Annotated in this window: 18 protein-coding genes and 1 tRNA gene; 16 read left to right on the top strand and 3 right to left on the bottom strand. The window is 46.0% G+C overall.

Going from position 1 to position 19,338, the window contains the following annotated elements; genetic code table 11:
* Positions 1-22: 22 nt before the first annotated feature.
* Entirely contained in the window at positions 23-1,546 is a 1,524-nt protein-coding gene (locus ICN44_RS00490; RefSeq protein ID WP_216261992.1) for a fumarate hydratase, read from the bottom strand.
* 187 nt (positions 1,547-1,733) lie between these two features.
* Here ICN44_RS00490 and acs point away from each other — a divergent pair, with 187 nt between their 5' ends.
* From acs to ICN44_RS00465, 5 genes are all read left to right on the top strand, one after another.
* Positions 1,734-3,707 (top strand): acetate--CoA ligase, encoded by a 1,974-nt coding sequence (acs, locus tag ICN44_RS00485; protein WP_216261990.1) that lies wholly within the window; start codon positions 1,734-1,736, stop codon positions 3,705-3,707.
* A gap of 57 nt (positions 3,708-3,764) precedes the next feature.
* A tRNA-Ser gene (locus tag ICN44_RS00480) sits at positions 3,765-3,855 on the top strand.
* 103 nt (positions 3,856-3,958) lie between these two features.
* Positions 3,959-4,264, top strand: a complete 306-nt coding sequence (locus tag ICN44_RS00475; protein WP_216261988.1) for a YciI family protein — start codon at positions 3,959-3,961, stop codon at positions 4,262-4,264.
* Positions 4,265-4,324: 60 nt separating this feature from the next.
* Positions 4,325-4,681 carry a DUF6516 family protein gene (locus ICN44_RS00470; protein WP_216261986.1) on the top strand — a complete coding sequence of 119 codons (357 nt, stop codon included), beginning with the start codon at positions 4,325-4,327 and terminating at the stop codon, positions 4,679-4,681.
* Complete coding sequence (locus ICN44_RS00465) at positions 4,678-5,028, top strand: winged helix DNA-binding protein (RefSeq protein ID WP_216261985.1); 351 nt, start codon at positions 4,678-4,680, stop codon at positions 5,026-5,028. The genes ICN44_RS00470 and ICN44_RS00465 overlap by 4 nt, the downstream gene beginning before the upstream one ends.
* 1 nt (position 5,029) lies before the next feature.
* Here the strand turns inward: ICN44_RS00465 and ICN44_RS00460 are convergent, their stop codons facing one another.
* Positions 5,030-5,623 (bottom strand): DUF1080 domain-containing protein, encoded by a 594-nt coding sequence (locus ICN44_RS00460; RefSeq protein ID WP_216261982.1) that lies wholly within the window; start codon positions 5,621-5,623, stop codon positions 5,030-5,032.
* 77 nt (positions 5,624-5,700) lie between these two features.
* On the opposite strand from ICN44_RS00460, the gene ICN44_RS00455 reads away from it, so the two are divergent.
* The 11 genes from ICN44_RS00455 (at position 5,701) to ICN44_RS00405 (ending at position 18,466) form a co-directional block, all read left to right on the top strand.
* A complete protein-coding gene (locus ICN44_RS00455; protein WP_216261981.1) occupies positions 5,701-8,121 on the top strand; it encodes a DUF748 domain-containing protein in 2,421 nt (806 codons plus the stop codon).
* A gap of 10 nt (positions 8,122-8,131) precedes the next feature.
* Complete coding sequence (locus ICN44_RS00450) at positions 8,132-8,356, top strand: hypothetical protein (protein WP_216261978.1); 225 nt, start codon at positions 8,132-8,134, stop codon at positions 8,354-8,356.
* A gap of 202 nt (positions 8,357-8,558) precedes the next feature.
* On the top strand, positions 8,559-10,361 hold the full coding sequence (locus ICN44_RS00445; RefSeq protein ID WP_216261976.1) for an NAD(P)H-dependent oxidoreductase subunit E: 1,803 nt from the start codon (positions 8,559-8,561) through the stop codon (positions 10,359-10,361).
* A 35-nt stretch (positions 10,362-10,396) separates the two neighbouring features.
* Positions 10,397-13,291 (top strand): formate dehydrogenase subunit alpha, encoded by a 2,895-nt coding sequence (fdhF, locus tag ICN44_RS00440; RefSeq protein ID WP_216261975.1) that lies wholly within the window; start codon positions 10,397-10,399, stop codon positions 13,289-13,291.
* A gap of 105 nt (positions 13,292-13,396) precedes the next feature.
* Complete coding sequence (locus ICN44_RS00435) at positions 13,397-13,639, top strand: PbsX family transcriptional regulator (RefSeq protein ID WP_072583581.1); 243 nt, start codon at positions 13,397-13,399, stop codon at positions 13,637-13,639.
* On the top strand, positions 13,639-13,980 hold the full coding sequence (mazF, locus tag ICN44_RS00430) for an endoribonuclease MazF (RefSeq protein ID WP_216261972.1): 342 nt from the start codon (positions 13,639-13,641) through the stop codon (positions 13,978-13,980). The genes ICN44_RS00435 and mazF overlap by 1 nt, the downstream gene beginning before the upstream one ends.
* 41 nt (positions 13,981-14,021) lie before the next feature.
* Positions 14,022-14,210 (top strand): hypothetical protein, encoded by a 189-nt coding sequence (locus tag ICN44_RS00425; RefSeq protein WP_216261970.1) that lies wholly within the window; start codon positions 14,022-14,024, stop codon positions 14,208-14,210.
* A gap of 41 nt (positions 14,211-14,251) precedes the next feature.
* Entirely contained in the window at positions 14,252-15,910 is a 1,659-nt protein-coding gene (nadB, locus tag ICN44_RS00420; protein ID WP_216261968.1) for an L-aspartate oxidase, read from the top strand.
* A 67-nt stretch (positions 15,911-15,977) separates the two neighbouring features.
* Positions 15,978-17,357, top strand: coding sequence for a TAXI family TRAP transporter solute-binding subunit (locus ICN44_RS00415; RefSeq protein ID WP_216261966.1), 1,380 nt, complete (start codon positions 15,978-15,980; stop codon positions 17,355-17,357).
* Between the two features lie 400 nt (positions 17,358-17,757).
* The gene (locus tag ICN44_RS00410; protein WP_216261964.1) at positions 17,758-18,126 is read left to right on the top strand and encodes a type II toxin-antitoxin system RelE/ParE family toxin; all 369 of its coding nucleotides are present in this window, start codon (positions 17,758-17,760) and stop codon (positions 18,124-18,126) included.
* A gap of 1 nt (position 18,127) precedes the next feature.
* A complete protein-coding gene (locus ICN44_RS00405) occupies positions 18,128-18,466 on the top strand; it encodes a DNA-binding transcriptional regulator (protein WP_076024163.1) in 339 nt (112 codons plus the stop codon).
* Positions 18,467-18,474: 8 nt separating this feature from the next.
* On the opposite strand, the gene nadC is transcribed toward ICN44_RS00405, so the two are convergent.
* Positions 18,475-19,329, bottom strand: coding sequence for a carboxylating nicotinate-nucleotide diphosphorylase (gene nadC / locus ICN44_RS00400; RefSeq protein WP_216261962.1), 855 nt, complete (start codon positions 19,327-19,329; stop codon positions 18,475-18,477).
* Between the last annotated feature and the right edge of the window lie 9 nt (positions 19,330-19,338).

The raw sequence follows: 19,338 nt of genomic DNA, 5'->3' as shown, positions 1-19,338 counted from the left end.
CTGTAATGAAGTTGTTAGGGTGTTAAGCAATCTTGACTGGAATACCAGCAATCTTCGCTTGCCACTCACGTGGACCTTCATTGTGCATTGAGATGCCTTCTGAGTTCACTGCAACAGTTACTGGCATGTCTTTGACATCAAACTCGTAAATGGCTTCCATGCCTAAATCGGCAAAGCCAACCACTTTAGAAGTTTGAATGGCTTTAGATACCAAGTACGCAGCGCCGCCAACAGCCATTAAGTAAGCTGACTTATGTTTCTTGATGGCTTCAATCGCCTCTGGTCCGCGCTCAGCTTTACCAATCATCGAAATCAAGCCAGTTTTGGCAAGCATCATCTCAGTAAATTTATCCATACGAGTTGCAGTAGTAGGGCCTGCTGGGCCAACTGCCTCCTCACGTACCGGATCCACCGGGCCAACGTAATAGATCACGCGGTTTTTAAAGCTCACTGGCAACTCTTCGCCTTTAGCGAGCATGTCTTGAATGCGCTTATGTGCGGCATCACGACCAGTCAAAATCTTGCCATTCAGCAATAGTGTTTCACCTAGTTTCCAACTAGCCACTTCTTCAGCAGTGAGGGTGTCTAAATTTACGCGCTTAGATTTTTGAACATCGGGTGTCCAAGTTACATCTGGCCAATCTGAAAGTGAAGGGGCTTCGAGTTTTGCAGGACCATCGCCATGTAAATGGAAATGAATATGACGAGTCGCTGCGCAATTCGGAATCATGGCAACTGGTAATGAAGCAGCATGCGTTGGGTAATCCAGGATCTTGATATCGAGCACAGTGGCTAAACCACCTAGGCCTTGAGCGCCGATGCCGAGTTTGTTTACTTTTTCATAGAGCTCGAGACGTAGTTCATCAACGCGATTTTTAGGGCCACGCTCAATCAGTTCTTGAATATCAACGGGACCCATTAAGGCTTCTTTAGCCATGAGCATGGCTTTTTCTGGTGTGCCGCCAATACCAATGCCGAGGATGCCTGGAGGGCACCAACCTGCGCCCATAGTGGGAACGGTTTTGAGAACCCAATCCACAATGGAATCGGAAGGGTTGAGCATAACCATCTTGGCTTTATTTTCTGAGCCGCCGCCTTTAGCCGCACAAATCACTTCAACATCATCCCCCGGGACAATTTCATAGTGGATGACAGCGGGAGTGTTATCCCCAGTATTTTTGCGTTTGCCTGCTGGATCTGTCAGCACTGAAGCGCGCAACATATTGTCAGGATTAAGGTAAGCGCGACGCACGCCTTCATTGATCATATCGGTGACGCTCATGGTCGCATCAGGCCATTGAACATTCATGCCGATTTTGAGGAAGACTACGGCAATACCAGTGTCTTGGCACATTGGCCTGTGACCTTCGGCGCACATGCGGCTATTGGTCAAAATTTGGGCAATCGCGTCTTTGGCACCATGACCTTGTTCCAATTCATAAGCCTTGCCCATGGCAGTAATGAAGTCCTTGGGATGGTAGTAGGAAATGAATTGAAATGCGTCCGCAACGCTTTGAATCAGGTCGTTTTGTTTGATATTGGTCATGGTTATCTGCTTATTTCCACATTATTAGTAAGGTTTGCCCTATTTTAAGGGTTTGCCATAGAGCAAATCCCAAGTGTTTTCACTTATCTTCTAAGGTCTTGAGAGTCTAAAACTGTCATTTTGCGACATTTTCTCGCATTTGTTGTTGATATTAGATTATTGATTATTAGATAGAGGGCTGTGAAGCATGGAACCATTAAAGCAAGAAAACCGCGTTTTTAACCCGCCTGCAGACTTTGTAAAGGGTGCGGCAATTCCAGGTATGGAGGCTTATAACAAGCTCTGTGCTGAAGCCAATTCAGATTACGACGGTTTTTGGGGTCGTCTTGCTAAAGAGAACCTCTATTGGAAAAAGCCATTTACCAAGGTTTTAGATGAATCCAAGGCGCCTTTCTACAAATGGTTTGAAGATGGCACAACGAACGCGTCATACAACTGTTTAGATCGCCAAGTTGAAGCCGGCTTAGGTGATAAGACAGCCATTATTTTTGAAGCAGATGACGGTACGGTTACTAAGGTAACTTACAAAGAAATGCTTGAGCGTGTTTGCAAGATGGCAAACGCACTGCGCAAGATGGGCGTCAAGTCTGGTGACAGCGTCATTATTTACATGGCAATGACCATCGAAGGCATTGTTGCCATGCAAGCCTGTGCGCGTATTGGCGCAATTCACTCTGTAGTGTTTGGCGGTTTTTCTGCCCAAGCATTGCGTGACCGCATTATGGACGTGGGTGCAGTTGCAGTGATTACTGCTGATGGCCAGTTCCGCGGAGGCAAAGCATTGCCACTCAAAGCAATTTGTGACGAAGCGCTTTCCACAGGCGAATGCCCTAAGGTTAAGCATGTCATCGTGAGCAAGCGTACTGGCACTGATGTCACTATGCAAGCAGGTCGCGATGTTTGGATGCAAGAGATCGTAGCTAATGAAGCAACGACTTGTGAGCCAGAGTGGGTAAGCGCTGAGCATCCATTATTTATTCTGTACACATCCGGTTCAACCGGTAAGCCAAAGGGTGTTCAACACTCTACAGGCGGCTACCTTTTGTGGGCCATTCTCACAATGAAGTGGACCTTTGATATCAAGCCTAATGACGTGTTCTGGTGTACCGCCGACATTGGTTGGGTAACAGGCCACTCCTATATTACTTATGGCCCACTCGCAGTCGGCGCTACTGAGATCGTATTTGAAGGCGTGCCAACCTATCCAAATGCTGGCCGTTTCTGGGATATGATCCAAAAACACAAAGCATCTATTTTCTATACAGCACCAACAGCGATTCGTTCATTAATCAAAGCATCAAGCAATGATGAAGCAGTGCATCCAAAGAGCTACGATTTGTCATCATTACGCCTTCTAGGATCTGTAGGTGAGCCAATTAACCCAGAGGCTTGGATGTGGTACTACGAGCATGTGGGTAATTCAAATTGCCCGATCGCAGATACGTTCTGGCAAACAGAAACTGGTGGTCACATGATTTCACCATTACCAGGCGCAACTCCAATGATTCCCGGTTCATGCACATTGCCATTGCCAGGTATTCAGGCGGCGATTGTGGATGAGGCTGGTGTAGACGTTCCTAACGGTCAAGGCGGAATCTTGGTTGTGAAGCGTCCATGGCCTTCCATGATTCGTACGATTTGGAATGATGCAGATCGTTTCGTGAAGTCTTACTTCCCAGAAGAGTTGGGTGGTACTTTGTATCTTGCTGGTGACGGTGCAATCCGTAACAAAGATACTGGCTACTTCACGATTACTGGTCGTATCGATGACGTATTGAACGTTTCTGGTCACCGCATGGGAACCATGGAAATTGAATCTTGCTTAGTGGCTAACCCATTGGTTGCTGAGGCAGCAGTTGTGGGTCGTCCTGACGAGCTGACTGGTGAAGCCATTTGCGTATTCGTCGTTCTGAAGGGTGGACGCCCAACTGGTGATGAAGCCAAGAAGCTTGCTACTGAGCTACGTAACTGGGTAGGTAAGGAGATCGGCCCGATCGCTAAGCCTAAGGATGTTCGTTTCGGTGATAACTTGCCTAAGACCCGTTCCGGCAAGATCATGCGCCGTCTCTTACGTGTGATTGCTAAAGGCGAAGAAGTGACTCAAGACACCTCAACCCTGGAAAATCCACACATCTTGGACCAGCTCAAAGAGTCTCTGTAATAAGCTAAATCAAGATTTAGACCAAATCTCTTCGGGAATCGTATAATCATCGGTTCCGGAAGGGTGGATGAGCGGTTTAAGTCACACGCCTGGAAAGCGTGCGTAGGTTAATAGCCTACCGCGGGTTCGAATCCCGCCTCTTCCGCCAAGCATCAAGAAAACCACCTGCGGGTGGTTTTTTCTTTGGAACTTACCGTAGTATCTTGCTAATTAAGATTTAAAAATAAAACCAATTAAAAGATGGAGAAAACATGATCTTTGCAATTTTGTTGATGGATAAGCCTGGTACTGCTGACTTGCGTGTACAAATCCGACCAGAGCACCGTGCTTATTTAGCGCAACTTTCTGACCGCATGGCTTTTGCTGGGCCCCTCACATCTGAAGATGGTAAGACTACAGTTGGCAGCTTGCTCGCAATCGACTTTCCTAGCAGGGCAGATGCGGATGCTTGGTTAAAGGATGAGCCCTATACCAAGGCAGGTGTTTATGAAAAGCCCATCATCCATGTATTTAATAATATGTGGGAGCAAAAAGCAGGCTTTCCGCCAGCAAAATAAACCCATAATTTAAGCGGGTCTGTTACTTTTGATATATCATCTGGTGATATATCATGAGTGATGGGAAATCGTGGAGTTATCACTCTTTTAGATCTGCACCAAGAGATCATTGATCAAGGCGATGGTTACTGGGTAAAGATTGAGGCTTGGGAGGTAGCTGTTAGCGAGGCAGTACCGCACGGGGTGCGCTATTCATTAACCTTGCACAACCCCAAAGGCTTGAGAATTTTGGGTTATGACAATGCTCATGCGGTTAGGCTTAGAGCAGTCTATTCAGGTAGAAAATTGGCATTCGATCACAGGCATCGTAGTTCAAGTGACCCAGGCGTTGCCTATGAGTTTAGGGATGCGCACCAACTCCTAAGTGATTTTTTTGTCGATGTTGATAAAGTCTTAAAGGTAGATAAAGATATATGAAAGTCATCAAAATAGGGATTGCATCACAAAAAGATATTCGGGCACGCGTCTTGGCCATTGCTAAAGGCGATCTAAAACCAAAGGCATCTGATCCGAAGATATGGTTTACCTCGATGCGTTCACTGGCGCAGGTATTGAGTGATGAGAACAGGGCCTTACTGCATGTCATCAGAGCATCTAAGCCTGTATCGATTTCTGAGCTAGCTGAACTTACCGGAAGAAAGCAGGGGAACTTATCCCGCACGCTAAAAACAATGTCGCATTACGGCTTAGTCAAAATGCTCCAAGAGGCCAAGGCCCTGAGGCCCGTGGCATGTGGCGATCGCTACGAAATCAGTATTCAATAATTTAAAGCGGCTTAATCTGTAGCTTTCTAAATTTAATGACGCCACCAGCAGATTGCAGGGCAATGTGGCCTTCAGAATATTTACTGTCTTGGCCATTAGCTACCGTGACTACACCATTCATCATGACCTTAAAGTTGGGGCCATTTGCAATAATCTCCATGGTGTTCCAGTGTCCTCCTGCCTTAGGTACTGGGTCAACTTTGGCAACATCCACAATCGCTCCAGTTGCATAAGCTTGCTCGGGGCGTGTATCCCAAATATTAATTTCATAGGAAGTGGCTGCGCTAACCTTATTTGGGTCTTGGCAGCGAATAAAAATACCGCTATTTGTATCGGGCTCGGCATAGAACTCTGCCTTGATGATGAAGTTCTTGTAGAACTTAGTGGTCACTAAAAACCCTGAAGGTTTATTGCCTTCGACAATACCGTTACCAATGACCCAGTTGGCGCTACCAATAATGTTCCACCCACTCAAACTCACGCCATCAATCAGATCGGTAAACCCGTCTGAATTTTGGGCGTTAGCAACACCACCGATCGATAGGGTGGAAAGGCACGCAATAGATAAGGCCAGTTTTTTGAGGAATATTTTCATGGGTCTCCTGAGAGGGTATATTTATTAATCTGCGTTCATTTTCATTGTTACTGATATTGACCTATAAAGACAAGTAGATGCTTTCCCTCACAAACCCCCGAATAAAGCGATGGTCTCTGCGTTTGGCGGGACTTTTTATTCTGTTAGCCGCCTTTTTTTGGTTGGGAAGCCATTTGTTGCTGCCTGGGTTAATTAAAAAGTCCCTAACTGAATATGGCAACAAGATTGGTTATGAGATCTCCTATCAAGACCTCAGTCTTTCTCCATTGCGGTTGAGGGTGGAGCTTGATGGCCTTCACTTGGCAAAAGAGGGTAGTTCTAAATTACTGGAATTTAAAAAGCTGGCAATTACCCTCAAGTGGACAAAGCTGGCTAAAGGGGAGCTGGGCTTTGATGAGATTTTGCTGGAAGAGCCTAAGGTGTTGGTCGAGAAAAGTCTACCTAAGGGCATGCATACAGGGTCCTGGAATTGGCAGGAATTAATTGCTGCCGTTGAAAAGGCGATGCCTCCTTCAGAACCCAAAGCAATTAAGAAGCCTCTCAAAATATCGATCGATGAATTTATCGTCAGTTCAGCTTCTTTAAGTTTGGTGGATGATTCGAGCAAATTAAAAGAATCACTCAACCCGTTTACGATGAAGTTGCTTGATGTAGCCAATTACGATAAGAATGGTTTGGTAACCGGGGTCCGTGGTCAATACGACTTTAATCTTGGTGCCTTGCAGTTATTAATACCTGGAATCAATAAAACTATTGCGTATCGCCATGTTGCTATTACAGGTGGATTGGATAATCCTCAGCCAGGTAACTTAGGCGCGCAGCTCAACTTGAGGTTGGATGAGGGTGAGATACGATCACACTGGGATTTCAATACCGGCTCGAAGTCAGTTAACGGGAAGTTAGAAATTCACAGTCTTGCAACCGCGCCAATCGTCGCTCTATTGCCGGCTAATAAAGAGCTCATCGGTACCAGTGGCTTGATGAATGCCGATCTAGTCGTGAAAATAGGTGGTGAGACCGATTCGGTTGCGGGCGACATTCATATTGCAGACTTAGCAATACTGGAGAAAGGTCAAAAAAATCCACTGATTGTTTGGAAGATGGCGGATATTCGTCAGTTTGACTATAAATCCGTTAAGTCAAAACAGGGCTCCAACAATAGTCTCGCAATAGATGAGTTGGCTATTGATGCGCCAACCCTGCAATTTGAAATTAATGAAGAAGGGTTCTCAAACTTTAGAAGGTTATTTGCTAAGTCAACAACAGAATTAAAGTCCGAGCCTGTAGCTGGGTCTAAGGTAAGCACTCCCTCCACATTTAATTTAGATATTCGATCCACTCTTCTGAAGAATGGGGAAGTGTACTTTTCGGATATGGCGATGCGTCCTAATTTCAGGGTGGATGTGAAGAAGTTCAATGCCATTCTTTTGGGGGTCAGCAATACTCCTGGTCGATTTGCCACTGTGGCGATGGATGGTGTTGTTGCTGGCTCGGGAGGTATGCGAGTAAAGGGTCAAGCATCATTTGATGATCCACGACGCAATCATGACATCTTGATGAGTTTTAGAAACCTTCCGCTGACCGCCTTCAATCCAGCAGTGATGACATTCGCAGGCTATCAAATTGCTAGCGGCCGACTCAACCTCAATCTCAATTACAAAGCCAAAGATGGCGAACTTAATGGAAGCAACCAGATCATCATTAAGAAAGTGGTGCTGGGTGATGAGGTGCCAGACTTTACTGGCAAAAAATTACCGCTAGGCTTAGCAATTGCTTTATTAGAAGACTCTGATGACACGATTGACGTCACGGTTCGTATCGCAGGCAATGTCGACTCTCCAGAATTTAGTGCCAGCGGTTTGGTATGGCAGGCCATTAGCAATGTTCTAACAAACGTAGCAACAGCGCCATTTAGAGCCCTTGCATCTATCTTAGGAATGGGTGGTGAAGAGGGTGTTAATGCCGTACCTGGAGAGGCAGTCTTCTTGGTTGCAGATCAAGATCGCCTAGAAAAGTTTGGTGGGTATTTAGTGAAGCGACCTAACTCGAGCTTGGAGATCATTGGTACTTACGACCCCGAACAGGATAAACAAGCGCTTGCCCGAGCTAAAGCCGATGCTGCGATATTGATTGATGCTGGATTTAAGTTGACTCCAGGCGAGCCAGTGCCTACCCCATCATTTACAGACCCAAAAGTTCAGTCCGGCTTAAAAGCGGCATATGCGCAATACATTGGCCGCATCAAACTGGGTCAACGTCTTTTGACGCTTCCAGATGGCGAGAAGCGCAATGAGCAACTGCATGAGGAATTGATCGCTGGAATAGAGATCACTGATACTGAGCTTAAGGAATTGGCAAAAAATAGGGCAAAGACGGCCTTTGGTTTCATGGTTAAGGCTGACCCCAGCCTTAAGGAGCGTATTCAGCTGGGAGATGTGAAGACAGTAGAGGCGGGAAAAGAGGGTATTCCTCTCGATGTTGAGATCAGAATCAAGTAGACTCGTGGTCATGAATTCAACAAAATTGCGCATTATTTCTGTCGCCTCATTGATTGCTAGCCTTGGCCTAGTGGGTTGCGGCTCCATTGAATCAGCGGCTCAGGACGACTGTACTTCGATTGGCTGGCAAATCGGAAGTAAGGGCTATCAAGATTGCTACAAAGCCAGACTGTATGAGCGCAAGCTGGACTACTCGCTGCCTCCTGGTGACCAGCCTTCACCATCACTCCTGTAATAGGGTAAACCCTTAGTTAAAGTCCTTGAGCGCCGTCAAGGACATAGGGCCTTAAATAACCCAAAATAAAGTGTTATTTTGCGTATTGATGACCGGCTAAGTATTTGGCTTAGCAGAGTTTTTTATGTGCAAAGTGAGATAAGGCTCTGCATTGGTGTTGAGCACAAAATAGCAATAAATAGAAAATTAGAGACTACGAACTATGAATCATCCAAAGCCTTCTGGAGAAGTCAAAGCAGTTGCCGTTGCAACCGCAGATGATTTGAGGGAAACCATTCGCCGTAAGAGTAAGTTAAAAGGACGTCAAGCAGACGACGTTTCAGTTGCCGAAGTTCGCCAACTCATTGGTAATGCGCCACATCGTCGTGATCTATTAATTGAAAATCTACACAAACTAAATGATGAATACCGTGCTTTGCATGATCGTCATTTAGTCGCGCTTGCTAAGGAAATGAATCTGCCAATGGCGGAGGTGTATGAAGTAGCCACTTTCTATCACCACTTTGAAGTAGTGCGTGGCAACGATCCGGTAGCGGATATTCTGATTCGTGTTTGTGATGGCATCGCCTGTGAGTTAGCTGGTGCGCAAAATCTATTGGCTAAGTTGCCGAGCATCTTAGGTAATCCGAATATCAAAGTCGCCGCAGCTCCATGCGTAGGACGTTGTGAGCAAGCGCCTGTAGCAGTAGTTCATCAATATCCAGTTCTGTTTGCAACAACAGACAAAGTGCAAGCTGCCGTTAAGAACAAGCTGACCACTCAGCCAATGGCTAAAGATGATGCCGTCTTTGATCCTGCAGCCTTAGCAGAGCAGGGAGTTTCTCCTCAGGGTGAAATGCAGGCTGTTTCTCCTGACTATGTTGGTTACGAGTCTTATCGTGCTCAAGGCGGTTACGCTTTGGCTAAAGAAATTTTCGAAGGCAAGAAGGACGCTGAAAGCATCATCAAGGCAATGGAAAGCTCTGGCTTACGTGGCTTAGGTGGTGCAGGATTCCCGGCGGGTCGCAAATGGCGCATTGTGAAAGATCAAGTAGCACCTAAATTGATGGCAGTGAACATCGACGAAGGTGAACCAGGAACATTTAAAGATCGCACTTACTTAGAGCGCGATCCACATCGCTTCTTAGAAGGCCTGTTAATTGCAGCCAGCGTGGTTGGTATTGATGCTTGCTATATCTATTTGCGTGATGAGTACCACGGCTGCCGTGAGTTACTTGAAGCTGAATTAGCAAAACTCAAAGCTAATCCGCCTTTTGCATTGCCGAATATTGAATTACGTCGTGGTGCTGGTGCTTATATTTGCGGTGAAGAATCTGCCATGATTGAAAGTATCGAAGGTAAACGTGGTGAGCCGCGTATGCGCCCTCCATATATTGCACAAGTCGGTTTGTTTGGACGCCCAACCCTAGAGCACAACTTTGAGACGCTGTACTGGGTGCGCGATATCGTTCAGCGAGGGCCTGAGTGGTTTAGCTCATTTGGTCGTCATGATCGCAAAGGCTTGCGTAGCTTCAGCGTGAGCGGACGTGTGAACAAACCTGGCGTGAAGTTGGCTCCAGCCGGCATCACGATTCAAGAATTGATTGATGAGTATTGTGGCGGCATGCAAGATGGCCACAAGTTCTACGGTTATTTACCTGGTGGCGCATCGGGCGGTATTTTGCCGGCGACCATGAATGACATTCCACTCGACTTTGACACCTTGCAACCTTATGGATGCTTTATTGGTTCTGCCGCAGTGATGGTGTTCAGCGACAAAGACAAAGCGCGCGACATGGCATTAAACGTGATGCATTTCTTTGAGCACGAGAGTTGCGGTCAATGTACGCCTTGCCGAGTAGGTACAGGCAAAGCTGCTAAGTTGATGCAAACCAAATCTTGGGATCAAGAAACCTTAGAGGATCTAGCAACGGTGATGGTGGATGCTTCTATTTGCGGTCTAGGTCAAGCTGCACCAAACCCTATTCGTTGTATTCATAAATATTTCCCAGAAGAAGTGAAATAAGCCACTTATAAAAAATAGGGAATAACGAGACAAACATGAACGCACCCACAAATCCTAAAGAACTCGAACTACAAACCGTTGAGTTCAAGCTAGACGGCAAGACGATCGTTTCCTACGAAGGCGAAACGATTCTCAAGGCTGCTAAACGACACGGTATTGATATTCCACATCTGTGCTTTAAGGATGGTTACCGTCCAGACGGCAACTGCCGTGCTTGCGTAGTAGAAATCAATGGCGAGCGTACTTTGGCGCCTAGTTGCTGCAGAAGCGCTACGCCTGGCATGGAAGTGAAGGCTAATAGTGAGCGCGCTGTAAAGAGTCAAAAGTTAGTTCTCGAGATGTTGCTCTCTGATATGCCTGATGAAGGTTTTAAGTGGGTAGGCGATAGCAAAGAAGAAGAGCAACAGAATCAACATGGTGAGCTCAGCACTTGGGCTGCCCGCATGGATGTGACTGTGCGTCCAGAACTCAAAGCGTTGCGTCGCGACAAGGTCAGCAGTGATATCTCCCATCCAGCAATGGCTGTGAACCTCGATGCTTGTATTCAATGTAATCGTTGCGTACGTGCTTGTCGTGAAGAGCAGGTCAATGACGTCATTGGTTACGCCATGCGTGGCGGTCATAGTGAGATCGTATTTGATCTGAATGATCCAATGGGCGAGAGTACTTGCGTGGCTTGTGGCGAGTGTGTACAAGCTTGTCCAACTGGTGCTCTAATGCCAAAAGGTTTGATTGGTTCGCAAACGGTGGATCGCAAGGTGGATTCCGTTTGTCCATTCTGTGGCGTTGGTTGCCAAATTACTTACAACGTCAAAGACGAAAAAATTGTGAGTGTTGAAGGTCGTGATGGCCCAGCAAACCACAATCGTTTATGTGTTAAAGGTCGCTTTGGTATGGATTACATCCATAATCCACAACGCCTTACTAAACCATTAATTCGTAAAGCGGGTGTTGCTAAAGATGAGTCTATGCTTGAAGGCAAGCAAGACTGGTCTAACATCTTCCGTGAAGCTACTTGGGAAGAGGCATTAGAAGTTGCCGGTGGCGGGCTGAAGAAACTCAAAGATCAATACGGCAATAAAGTATTGGCTGGCTTTGGCTCTGCAAAGGGCAGTAACGAAGAAGCTTACTTATTCCAGAAACTGGTTCGTACTGGTTTTGGTAGCAATAACGTAGACCATTGCACACGCCTTTGCCATGCTTCGTCTGTAGCAGCGCTTCTTGAGGGTGTTGGTTCTGGTGCAGTAAGCAACCAAGTGAATGATGTTGAGCACTCAAGCATGATTTTCTTGATTGGATCCAATCCAACCGCTAATCATCCTGTTGCTGCTACCTGGTTCAAGAATGCTGCTAAACGTGGCGCAAAAATTGTGTTGTGCGATCCTCGTAAGACCGAGATTAGTAAACATGCTTGGCGCACAATGCAGTTCAAGCCGGATACCGATGTGGCGATGCTCAATGCCATGATCTTCACAATCATTGAGGAAGGTTTGGTCGATAAAGAATTTATTAAAGACCGCTCTAATAACTTCGAGGCTCTCAAAGAAAACATCAAAGGCTATAGTCCTGAAGCGATGGCACCAATCTGCGGCATTTCGGCAGAGACATTGCGTGAGGTGGCAAGAGAGTTCGCTACCACCAAGTCGGCCATGATTTTGTGGGGCATGGGCGTAAGTCAGCACGTGCATGGCACGGATAATGCGCGCTGCTTAATCGCTTTGGTCAGTATCACAGGCCAAATTGGTAAGCCTGGCTCTGGATTGCATCCATTGCGTGGTCAGAATAACGTGCAGGGCGCTAGTGATGCTGGTTTGATTCCGATGATGTTCCCGAACTATCAGCGCGTTGATAATCCAGAGGCGCATGCTTGGTTTGAAAAGTTCTGGGATATGCCATTGGATAAGAAGCCTGGTTATACCGTTGTGGAGATCATGCATAAGATCACTGCACCTGATTCTGATCCAGACAAGATTCGCGGCATGTTCGTCGAGGGTGAAAATCCTGCGATGAGTGATCCGGATTTAAATCATGCGCGTCACGCATTAGCGGCCCTTGAGCACTTAGTTGTACAAGATATCTTCATGACTGAGACAGCATTGCTTGCTGACGTAGTCTTGCCTGCAAGTGCTTGGCCTGAGAAGGTTGGTACCGCTAGCAATACTGACCGCATGGTTCAGATGGGCAAGAAAGCAATCAATCCTCCAGGTGATGCAAAACCTGACTTGTGGATTATTCAGCAAATCGCTAAGGGCATGGGCTTGAACTGGAATTACCAAGGCCCTGATGCTGGTGTTGCTGAGGTTTATGACGAAATGCGTCAAGCAATGCATGGCGCAATCAACGGCATTACTTGGGAGCGCCTAGAAAAAGAATCTAGCGTCACCTATCCATGTTTATCTGCCGAAGATCCAGGTCGCCCAATTGTGTTTAATGACAAGTTTGATACCAAGGATGGCAGAGTGAAGTTAGTGCCAGCCGATATCATTCCGGCTAACGAGCGCCCAGACACTGAGTATCCATTTGTATTGATTACTGGACGTCAGTTAGAGCACTGGCATACCGGCAGTATGACGCGCCGTGCCACTGTGCTGGATGCGATTGAGCCTATGGCTACCGTATCGATGAACGGTGAGGATATGACCCAGTTAGGCGTATCTGCTGGCGATGTCATTACAGTTCAGTCTCGTCGTGGCGAGGTTGGTATTCACGTCAGAAGGGATGATGGCACACCAAGAGGCGTAATCTTTATTCCGTTTGCCTACTATGAGGCTGCGGCTAACTTGATCACCAATTCAGCGTTAGATCCATTTGGCAAGATTCCAGAATTTAAGTATTGCGCTGTGAAGCTAGCTAAAGGCGGTGAAGTGGCCAAGATCATGGGATATGGTACGAATGCTCCAGGCGGATCTAAGGAAATGTCTAACGTTTAATTTGAACAGCCCCCTAAAACCCCGTCCTTGTGGCGGGGTTTTTCTTTTTGGCTTGCTTGAATTGGGTGATGTAGATACAATGTAGATACATTAAGAGGGATTCATATGCAAACAATTATTAAAAAGTGGGGCAACAGTCCGGCTTTGCGTTTAAATGCTGCGGTGATGAAGTCCGCCCAATTGAATATTGATCAACTTGTTTCTGTAAAAGTGCAAAAGGGTCGAATTGTGATTGAGCCAATGACTAAACAAGAGTATCCACTGGATGAGCTATTGTCCGGAATTACCGCTAAGAATTTGCATGGTGAGGCCGACTTTGGTGGGCCCGTTGGCAAAGAGCTTCTCTAATGGTTAGGGCTTATGTGCCAGAGGCTGGTGATGTAGTCTGGCTAGTGTTTGACCCTCAGGCGGGAAGAGAGCAGGCTGGTCGTCGACCTGCTGTTGTGTTGACCCCAGAGGGTTACAACAAAAAAACAAATTTATTGGTTTGCTGCCCATTAACAACCCAGATTAAAGGCTACCCCTTTGAGGTGTTGGTTGAGATCGATGGGGTGCAATCTGCTATCTTGTCTGACCAAGTGAAGTCTCTGGATTGGAAAATAAGAAAAGCAAAGTATAAAAATACAGTGAATCCAAGGACCCTCAGTGAAGTAAGGGCTAAGGTGAAGTCTTTGCTCTCAATCGGTTAGGCAGCAAGTACCCAATGTTAGAGCGGAATTTATGTAGTTACGTGAAGACCATCACTGCTGAGAACGGTTATTCCAAGGAAGAGCAGGCTCAATTCTTGGCGCGATTGGAGCGTGCGTGCATAGATAATCCAGAGCTACCACCCACCTTTGTAGCTAACTGTCTTCTATCGCTTTCTGAGTCTAAGTTTGACGAATTGCTTCCTTTTGCGTCGTACGACAAAGGAATTTAACGGCAACCCCTATTTCTAATGCCAGTTAGAATGAACCCCCTATGGCCAGTTCCAAACCCTCCTTAAATACCACTGCAAACGCCGATCTTCCTGTCCTTATTATTGGGGCTGGATTAGCCGGCTTAACCGTTGCCCTCCATATGGCTGAATCTCAGCCAGTGATTTTGATGGCTAAACGGGGCTTAGGAGAAGCTGCTACAGCTTGGGCACAAGGCGGCATTGTTGGGGTCGTTGATAAAGAACATGACAGTATTGATTCTCATGTGGCCGATACCTTAGACGCAGGTGCAGGACTTGTAGTGGAATCCACTGCACGCTATATCGCCGAAGAAAGCGCTGATGCAATTCGTTGGTTGGTAGATCAAGGCGTTCCATTCACAGAAGATAAATCCGGTCCAATGGGTTTGCACTTAACGCGTGAGGGCGGGCATAGTCATCGCCGTATTGCTCATGCCGCGGATGCTACTGGTAAAGCCATTCATGAAGTGCTGTTGGATAAAGCCAAAGAGCATAAAAATATTCAGATCTTGGAGCATTGGATTGCCCTCGATCTCATTACCAATCGTCAGCTAGATGCTAAGACGCAACGAACTAAACCAAATCGTTGTTATGGTGTGTATGCACTCGACATTAAAAACAATCGTGTAGAAACCATCGAAGCAAAGTCAGTGGTATTGGCTACAGGTGGCGTTGGTAAGGTCTATCGCTACACCAGCAACCCCGACACTGCGACTGGTGATGGTATTGCCATGGCTTGGCGTGCAGGTTGCCGCGTGGGCAATATGGAATTTATTCAATTTCATCCGACATGCCTCTATCACCCAAGCGATCGTACCTTCCTCATTACTGAGGCCATGCGCGGCGAGGGCGGATTGCTGAAGTTGCCTGATGGCACGCGTTTCATGCCAGAGCATGATGACCGTAATGAATTAGCTCCACGTGACATTGTTGCTAGGGCCATCGACTTTGAAATGAAGAAGCACGGCTTGGACTATGTCCATCTAGATGCTACACATTTAGGCGAAGCTTTTATTAAAGAACATTTCCCGATGATCTATGCGCGTTGCATGAGCCTTGGTTTAGATATCACAAAAGAGCCTATTCCGGTGGTGCCTGCTGCGCATTACACCTGTGGTGGAGTAGTCACAGACCTCAAAGGGCGCACTGATTTACCAGGATTGTATGCGGTTGGCGAAGCAACCTATACCGGCCTACATGGCGCTAATCGTTTGGCTAGCAACTCCTTATTGGAGTGTGTAGTGATCGGTAAGGCAGCCGCAGAAGACATATCCAATCTCAAGACCCCAGCGATGCCTGCTCTTCCTTTATGGGATGAGAGCCAGGTTGAAGATGCCGATGAACAAGTCGTTATTGCCCATAACTGGGATGAGCTGCGTTCACTCATGTGGAACTACGTAGGTATCGTGAGAACCAATCGCCGTCTTGAGCGGGCCTTACATCGCATTAAGCTGCTGCGCTACGAGGTTCAAGAGTATTACGCCAACTTCAAAGTAACACGCGATTTAATTGAGCTGCGTAACCTACTGGAATGTGCTGAGCTCATCGTGCGCTCAGCTTTAATGCGCAGAGAAAGTCGTGGACTGCATTACAGCCGCGACTACCCAGGTACTTGGGCGGTTTCTTATCCGACCATCTTGACCCCTCAAGCCGAGGGCTCTGAGAGCGATTCAACCACATAAAAGCCCATTTCAACTGCTAAAAACAGGGTTTTTGATGATAAGCTAGCCATATCTTAAGAGGATTTTCATGGCCAGTTTTAAAGAAGAAGTCAGCGAACATATCTCTGCTGTTTACCAAACGGCAGCAGATGAAATCAAGAATTGGTTTAGTGCTTTAAGAGAAGTCTGGCCACTTGTTTTCTTATTAATTCTTGCCTTATCTATCCTGGTTTGGTATGCAAAGCCTGCGCCACCGAACAAAGTATTAATGGCGACCGGTACCGGTGGCTCCTACAAAGTATTGGGTGAAAAATATAAGACCTATTTTGAGAAAAAAGGTATTGAACTTAAATTAGTAGAAACCCACGGATCGAAAGAGAATCTCCAACATCTCATGGATCGCAAAGATCCAATTCAAGCAGCCCTGGTTCAGGGCGGAATGATTGCTGTAGATAATCTCTCTGGTGTCGAATCCCTTGGTAGTGTTGACTATGAACCATTTTGGATGTTTTATCGTAAGAATGCCTTCAATGAAAGTATTCACGTATCCGATAGAGATATTGCCAAACTCAAAATCAATATTGGCCCGGTGGGGAGTGGAACGCGTACGCAGGCTCTCGGAATATTTAAACTTAATGGCTTAAATGGTGATGCCCCTAATTTACTTAGTCTTGGGAATGCCGAAGGTGTAAGCGCTTTGGAGCGTGGCGAAATTGATGCCGTGATTTTGGTAGATGGTTTTGATTCACCAAATGTACAGAGACTCATTAAAAATCCAGCAATTAAGCTAACTTCATTTACGCGTGCAGACGCCTATACCCGTTTATTGCCTTACTTCGAGGAAGTGACTGTGCCCATGGGCGGCTTTGATCTTGGGAAAAATATTCCCGATCACCCCATACAGTTGATTTCGACTACAACTAATCTTTTAATAGATAACCGCCTCCACCCAGCAATCCAAGTTTTATTCCTCGAGGCTGCCCGAGAAATTAACGGTAACAAATCCTATTTTTCTAAAGCGGGAGAGTTTCCAGCCTATATGAATACCGAAGCGCCATTGAGTGATGAGGCAAAGTTCTTCTATGAAAAAGGCACTCCGACATTAATGAAGTATTTGCCATTTTGGCTCGCAGAGTTCTTAGAGCGCATGTTCTTCCTTTTGCTTCCTTTTGCAGCTTTTGCTTACCCAGTCATTAAGTCAATACCGACTTACAGAACTAATCTTGCTAAGAAGCAAATTAACTCAATTTATAAAGAGCTGGATAAATTTGAGCAGAACACGATTCAAACCTTTGACCCTAATCGTCGCAGTGAATATATTGAGGTACTTAATGAGATGGAGCGAAGGGTGCTTGGCTCGAAGGCGGCCAAGCTAGCAACTGCGGATTGTTATAGCCTGCGAAACAATATTGAATTTATTCGCAACGCCCTGGAGAAGCAGGTTATATATAAGGGTAGGGAAGGGTAATTTAGTGCGTTTGCTCGCAAGCGTAAGTAATGTATTAAATCCCAGGGCACCCTGGCCCATTGGGTTTCAGGATTGTGTCTTGGGCTCTAGCTATATCGTCCAAAGCCCTTGCTATAAATTCAACATCTCCATTTGATTCCTCAATGCATGCTTGAAGATAGAGGGCCATCTCCTGGGGTGTGCGCAAATGTTCTGCCACATCATAGGGGCTTGTAGTTTTGTTTTTCATCTTCCCTCTCGCGTTGTAGATGCCAGGCTTCTCACATGACGCGCATAGCTTGTGTCATTTAACTCTATAGATTTGCGCGTAATTCTTCTATAAATGCCGGTTACTTGCAACCCTAATCCATTGTCGGATACAATGTTATAGCACTGAGTGCTATATATTAAAATCTCGACTATGAAAATAGTCTTAAAAACAAAAACATTCGATCGTTGGGCAAGAAAAATTATTGGTGCTATAGAGCTTTGTAATGCTGCTAGAGAGATAGAGCGGGGAGTTTATGAGGCTGACTTAGGTGGTGGGGTATGTAAAAAGAGAATCCCACTTCCAGGTCAGGGCAAAAGTGGGGGCATTCGCACTATTGTTGCCAAGAAAAATAAGGAAGCAATTATTTTTATCGTTGGCAGGGAAAAGAGTTATCCCGGCTCTGACTTTAGTAATGTGGAGCAAGAGGCGGCAACGATTATTGCTAAGTCATTCGAAAAGGCGGATAGAAATAGATTGCGGGTACTAGTTAGGGCTGGGATATTGAAGGAGCTAAATTGAAATGAGTAAAAAATTAAAATCTGAAGATAGAAGGGTGCTTGACGAGCTATTGGAAATGGCGCAGGCATTGGAGGAGCACGGTCTTTTAACTAAGCATGATTATGCAAAAATGAAGACCCTTTGCTTAGAAAAGCCACCTTTATTTACACCTAAAAAAGTGACGGATATACGCATTCATCAAGCAAGAATGAGTCAATCCATTTTTGCCTCACTACTAAATGTAAGTGTCTCTACAGTTCAAAAATGGGAGTCGACAGGTTCTGGAAAACACCCTAGCGGTGCCGCTGCCAAGCTACTTCAGCTAATTGAAACTAAGGGTATTCAAGTGCTATTGGTATAGCCAAATTGCTACAAAATGCGCATCGAGAAATCAACCGCATTCACATCCTTGGTGAGTTTTCCAAGGGAGATGCGATCAACGCCAGTGCTTGCAATGGCGCGCATTTGATCTAGGTTGATACCACCAGAGGCTTCCAGCAAAGCACGTCCAGCGGTAATGGCAACAGCTTGCTTCATTTGATCGGTATTGAAGTTATCAATCAAAATACTTTTCGCACCCGCAGCTAAAGCTTCTTCAAGTTCGGCAAAGTTTTCTACTTCAATCTGAATATCCACTCCAGCATTAAGTGCTTGAGCATTCTTTAAGGCTGCCGTAACACTGCCAGCAGCAGCAATATGATTCTCTTTAATCAAAATGCCGTGCCACAGTGCTAAACGTTGATTTTTCCCGCCACCAACGAGCACTGCATACTTCTGAGCCTGACGTAATCCCGGAACGGTTTTACGTGTATCCAATACCGCGCAGCCCTTTGGATTCGGGCTAGCACCTGCAATTGCATCAACGTGCTGACGTGTAATGCTAGCTGTCCAAGAAAGCGTTTGCAAGAAGTTAATACAGGTACGTTCGGCAGATAGGAGTGCTTGTGAGTCAGCTTCAATATCGCAAACCTTGGTATCGGGCTTCATCATGTCGCCCTCTAGGTAATGCCAAGTTACTTTGGAGTTGGGATCAAGCTTCTTCAATGTGCCTTCAAACCAATCCACACCACAAAGAACGGCTTCTTGGCGAACGATTAACTGAGCTTTAACAGGTTTACTGGGAACAAGCTTAGCAGTCCAATCACCAGTGCCAATATCTTCCATGAGCGCATCATGAATATTTCGTTGGCGTGCTTGCTCTAAGGTTTCGTTGTAATTAAACATATATAAATA

Source organism: Polynucleobacter sp. JS-Fieb-80-E5 (assembly GCF_018882015.1).
Taxonomy (GTDB): Bacteria; Pseudomonadota; Gammaproteobacteria; order Burkholderiales; family Burkholderiaceae; genus Polynucleobacter.
The sequence above is the reverse complement of the archived record's forward strand: the minus strand, read 5'-3'. Positions and strand labels throughout refer to the sequence as shown.

Bases quoted from the DNA above. Each gene is read 5' to 3' on its own strand.
- ICN44_RS00415 (WP_216261966.1), top strand. From the start codon at position 15,978: ATGGCCAGTTTTAAAGAAGAAGTCAGCGAACATATCTCTGCTGTTTAC.
- nadB (WP_216261968.1), top strand. From the start codon at position 14,252: ATGGCCAGTTCCAAACCCTCCTTAAATACCACTGCAAACGCCGATCTT.
- acs (WP_216261990.1), top strand. From the start codon at position 1,734: ATGGAACCATTAAAGCAAGAAAACCGCGTTTTTAACCCGCCTGCAGAC.
- fdhF (WP_216261975.1), top strand. From the start codon at position 10,397: ATGAACGCACCCACAAATCCTAAAGAACTCGAACTACAAACCGTTGAG.
- ICN44_RS00435 (WP_072583581.1), top strand. From the start codon at position 13,397: ATGCAAACAATTATTAAAAAGTGGGGCAACAGTCCGGCTTTGCGTTTA.
- ICN44_RS00470 (WP_216261986.1), top strand. From the start codon at position 4,325: ATGGGAAATCGTGGAGTTATCACTCTTTTAGATCTGCACCAAGAGATC.
- ICN44_RS00490 (WP_216261992.1), bottom strand. From the start codon at position 1,546: ATGACCAATATCAAACAAAACGACCTGATTCAAAGCGTTGCGGACGCA.
- ICN44_RS00445 (WP_216261976.1), top strand. From the start codon at position 8,559: ATGAATCATCCAAAGCCTTCTGGAGAAGTCAAAGCAGTTGCCGTTGCA.
- ICN44_RS00475 (WP_216261988.1), top strand. From the start codon at position 3,959: ATGATCTTTGCAATTTTGTTGATGGATAAGCCTGGTACTGCTGACTTG.
- ICN44_RS00465 (WP_216261985.1), top strand. From the start codon at position 4,678: ATGAAAGTCATCAAAATAGGGATTGCATCACAAAAAGATATTCGGGCA.
- ICN44_RS00455 (WP_216261981.1), top strand. From the start codon at position 5,701: ATGCTTTCCCTCACAAACCCCCGAATAAAGCGATGGTCTCTGCGTTTG.
- nadC (WP_216261962.1), bottom strand. From the start codon at position 19,329: ATGTTTAATTACAACGAAACCTTAGAGCAAGCACGCCAACGAAATATT.
- mazF (WP_216261972.1), top strand. From the start codon at position 13,639: ATGGTTAGGGCTTATGTGCCAGAGGCTGGTGATGTAGTCTGGCTAGTG.
- ICN44_RS00450 (WP_216261978.1), top strand. From the start codon at position 8,132: ATGAATTCAACAAAATTGCGCATTATTTCTGTCGCCTCATTGATTGCT.
- ICN44_RS00410 (WP_216261964.1), top strand. From the start codon at position 17,758: ATGAAAATAGTCTTAAAAACAAAAACATTCGATCGTTGGGCAAGAAAA.
- ICN44_RS00460 (WP_216261982.1), bottom strand. From the start codon at position 5,623: ATGAAAATATTCCTCAAAAAACTGGCCTTATCTATTGCGTGCCTTTCC.
- ICN44_RS00405 (WP_076024163.1), top strand. From the start codon at position 18,128: ATGAGTAAAAAATTAAAATCTGAAGATAGAAGGGTGCTTGACGAGCTA.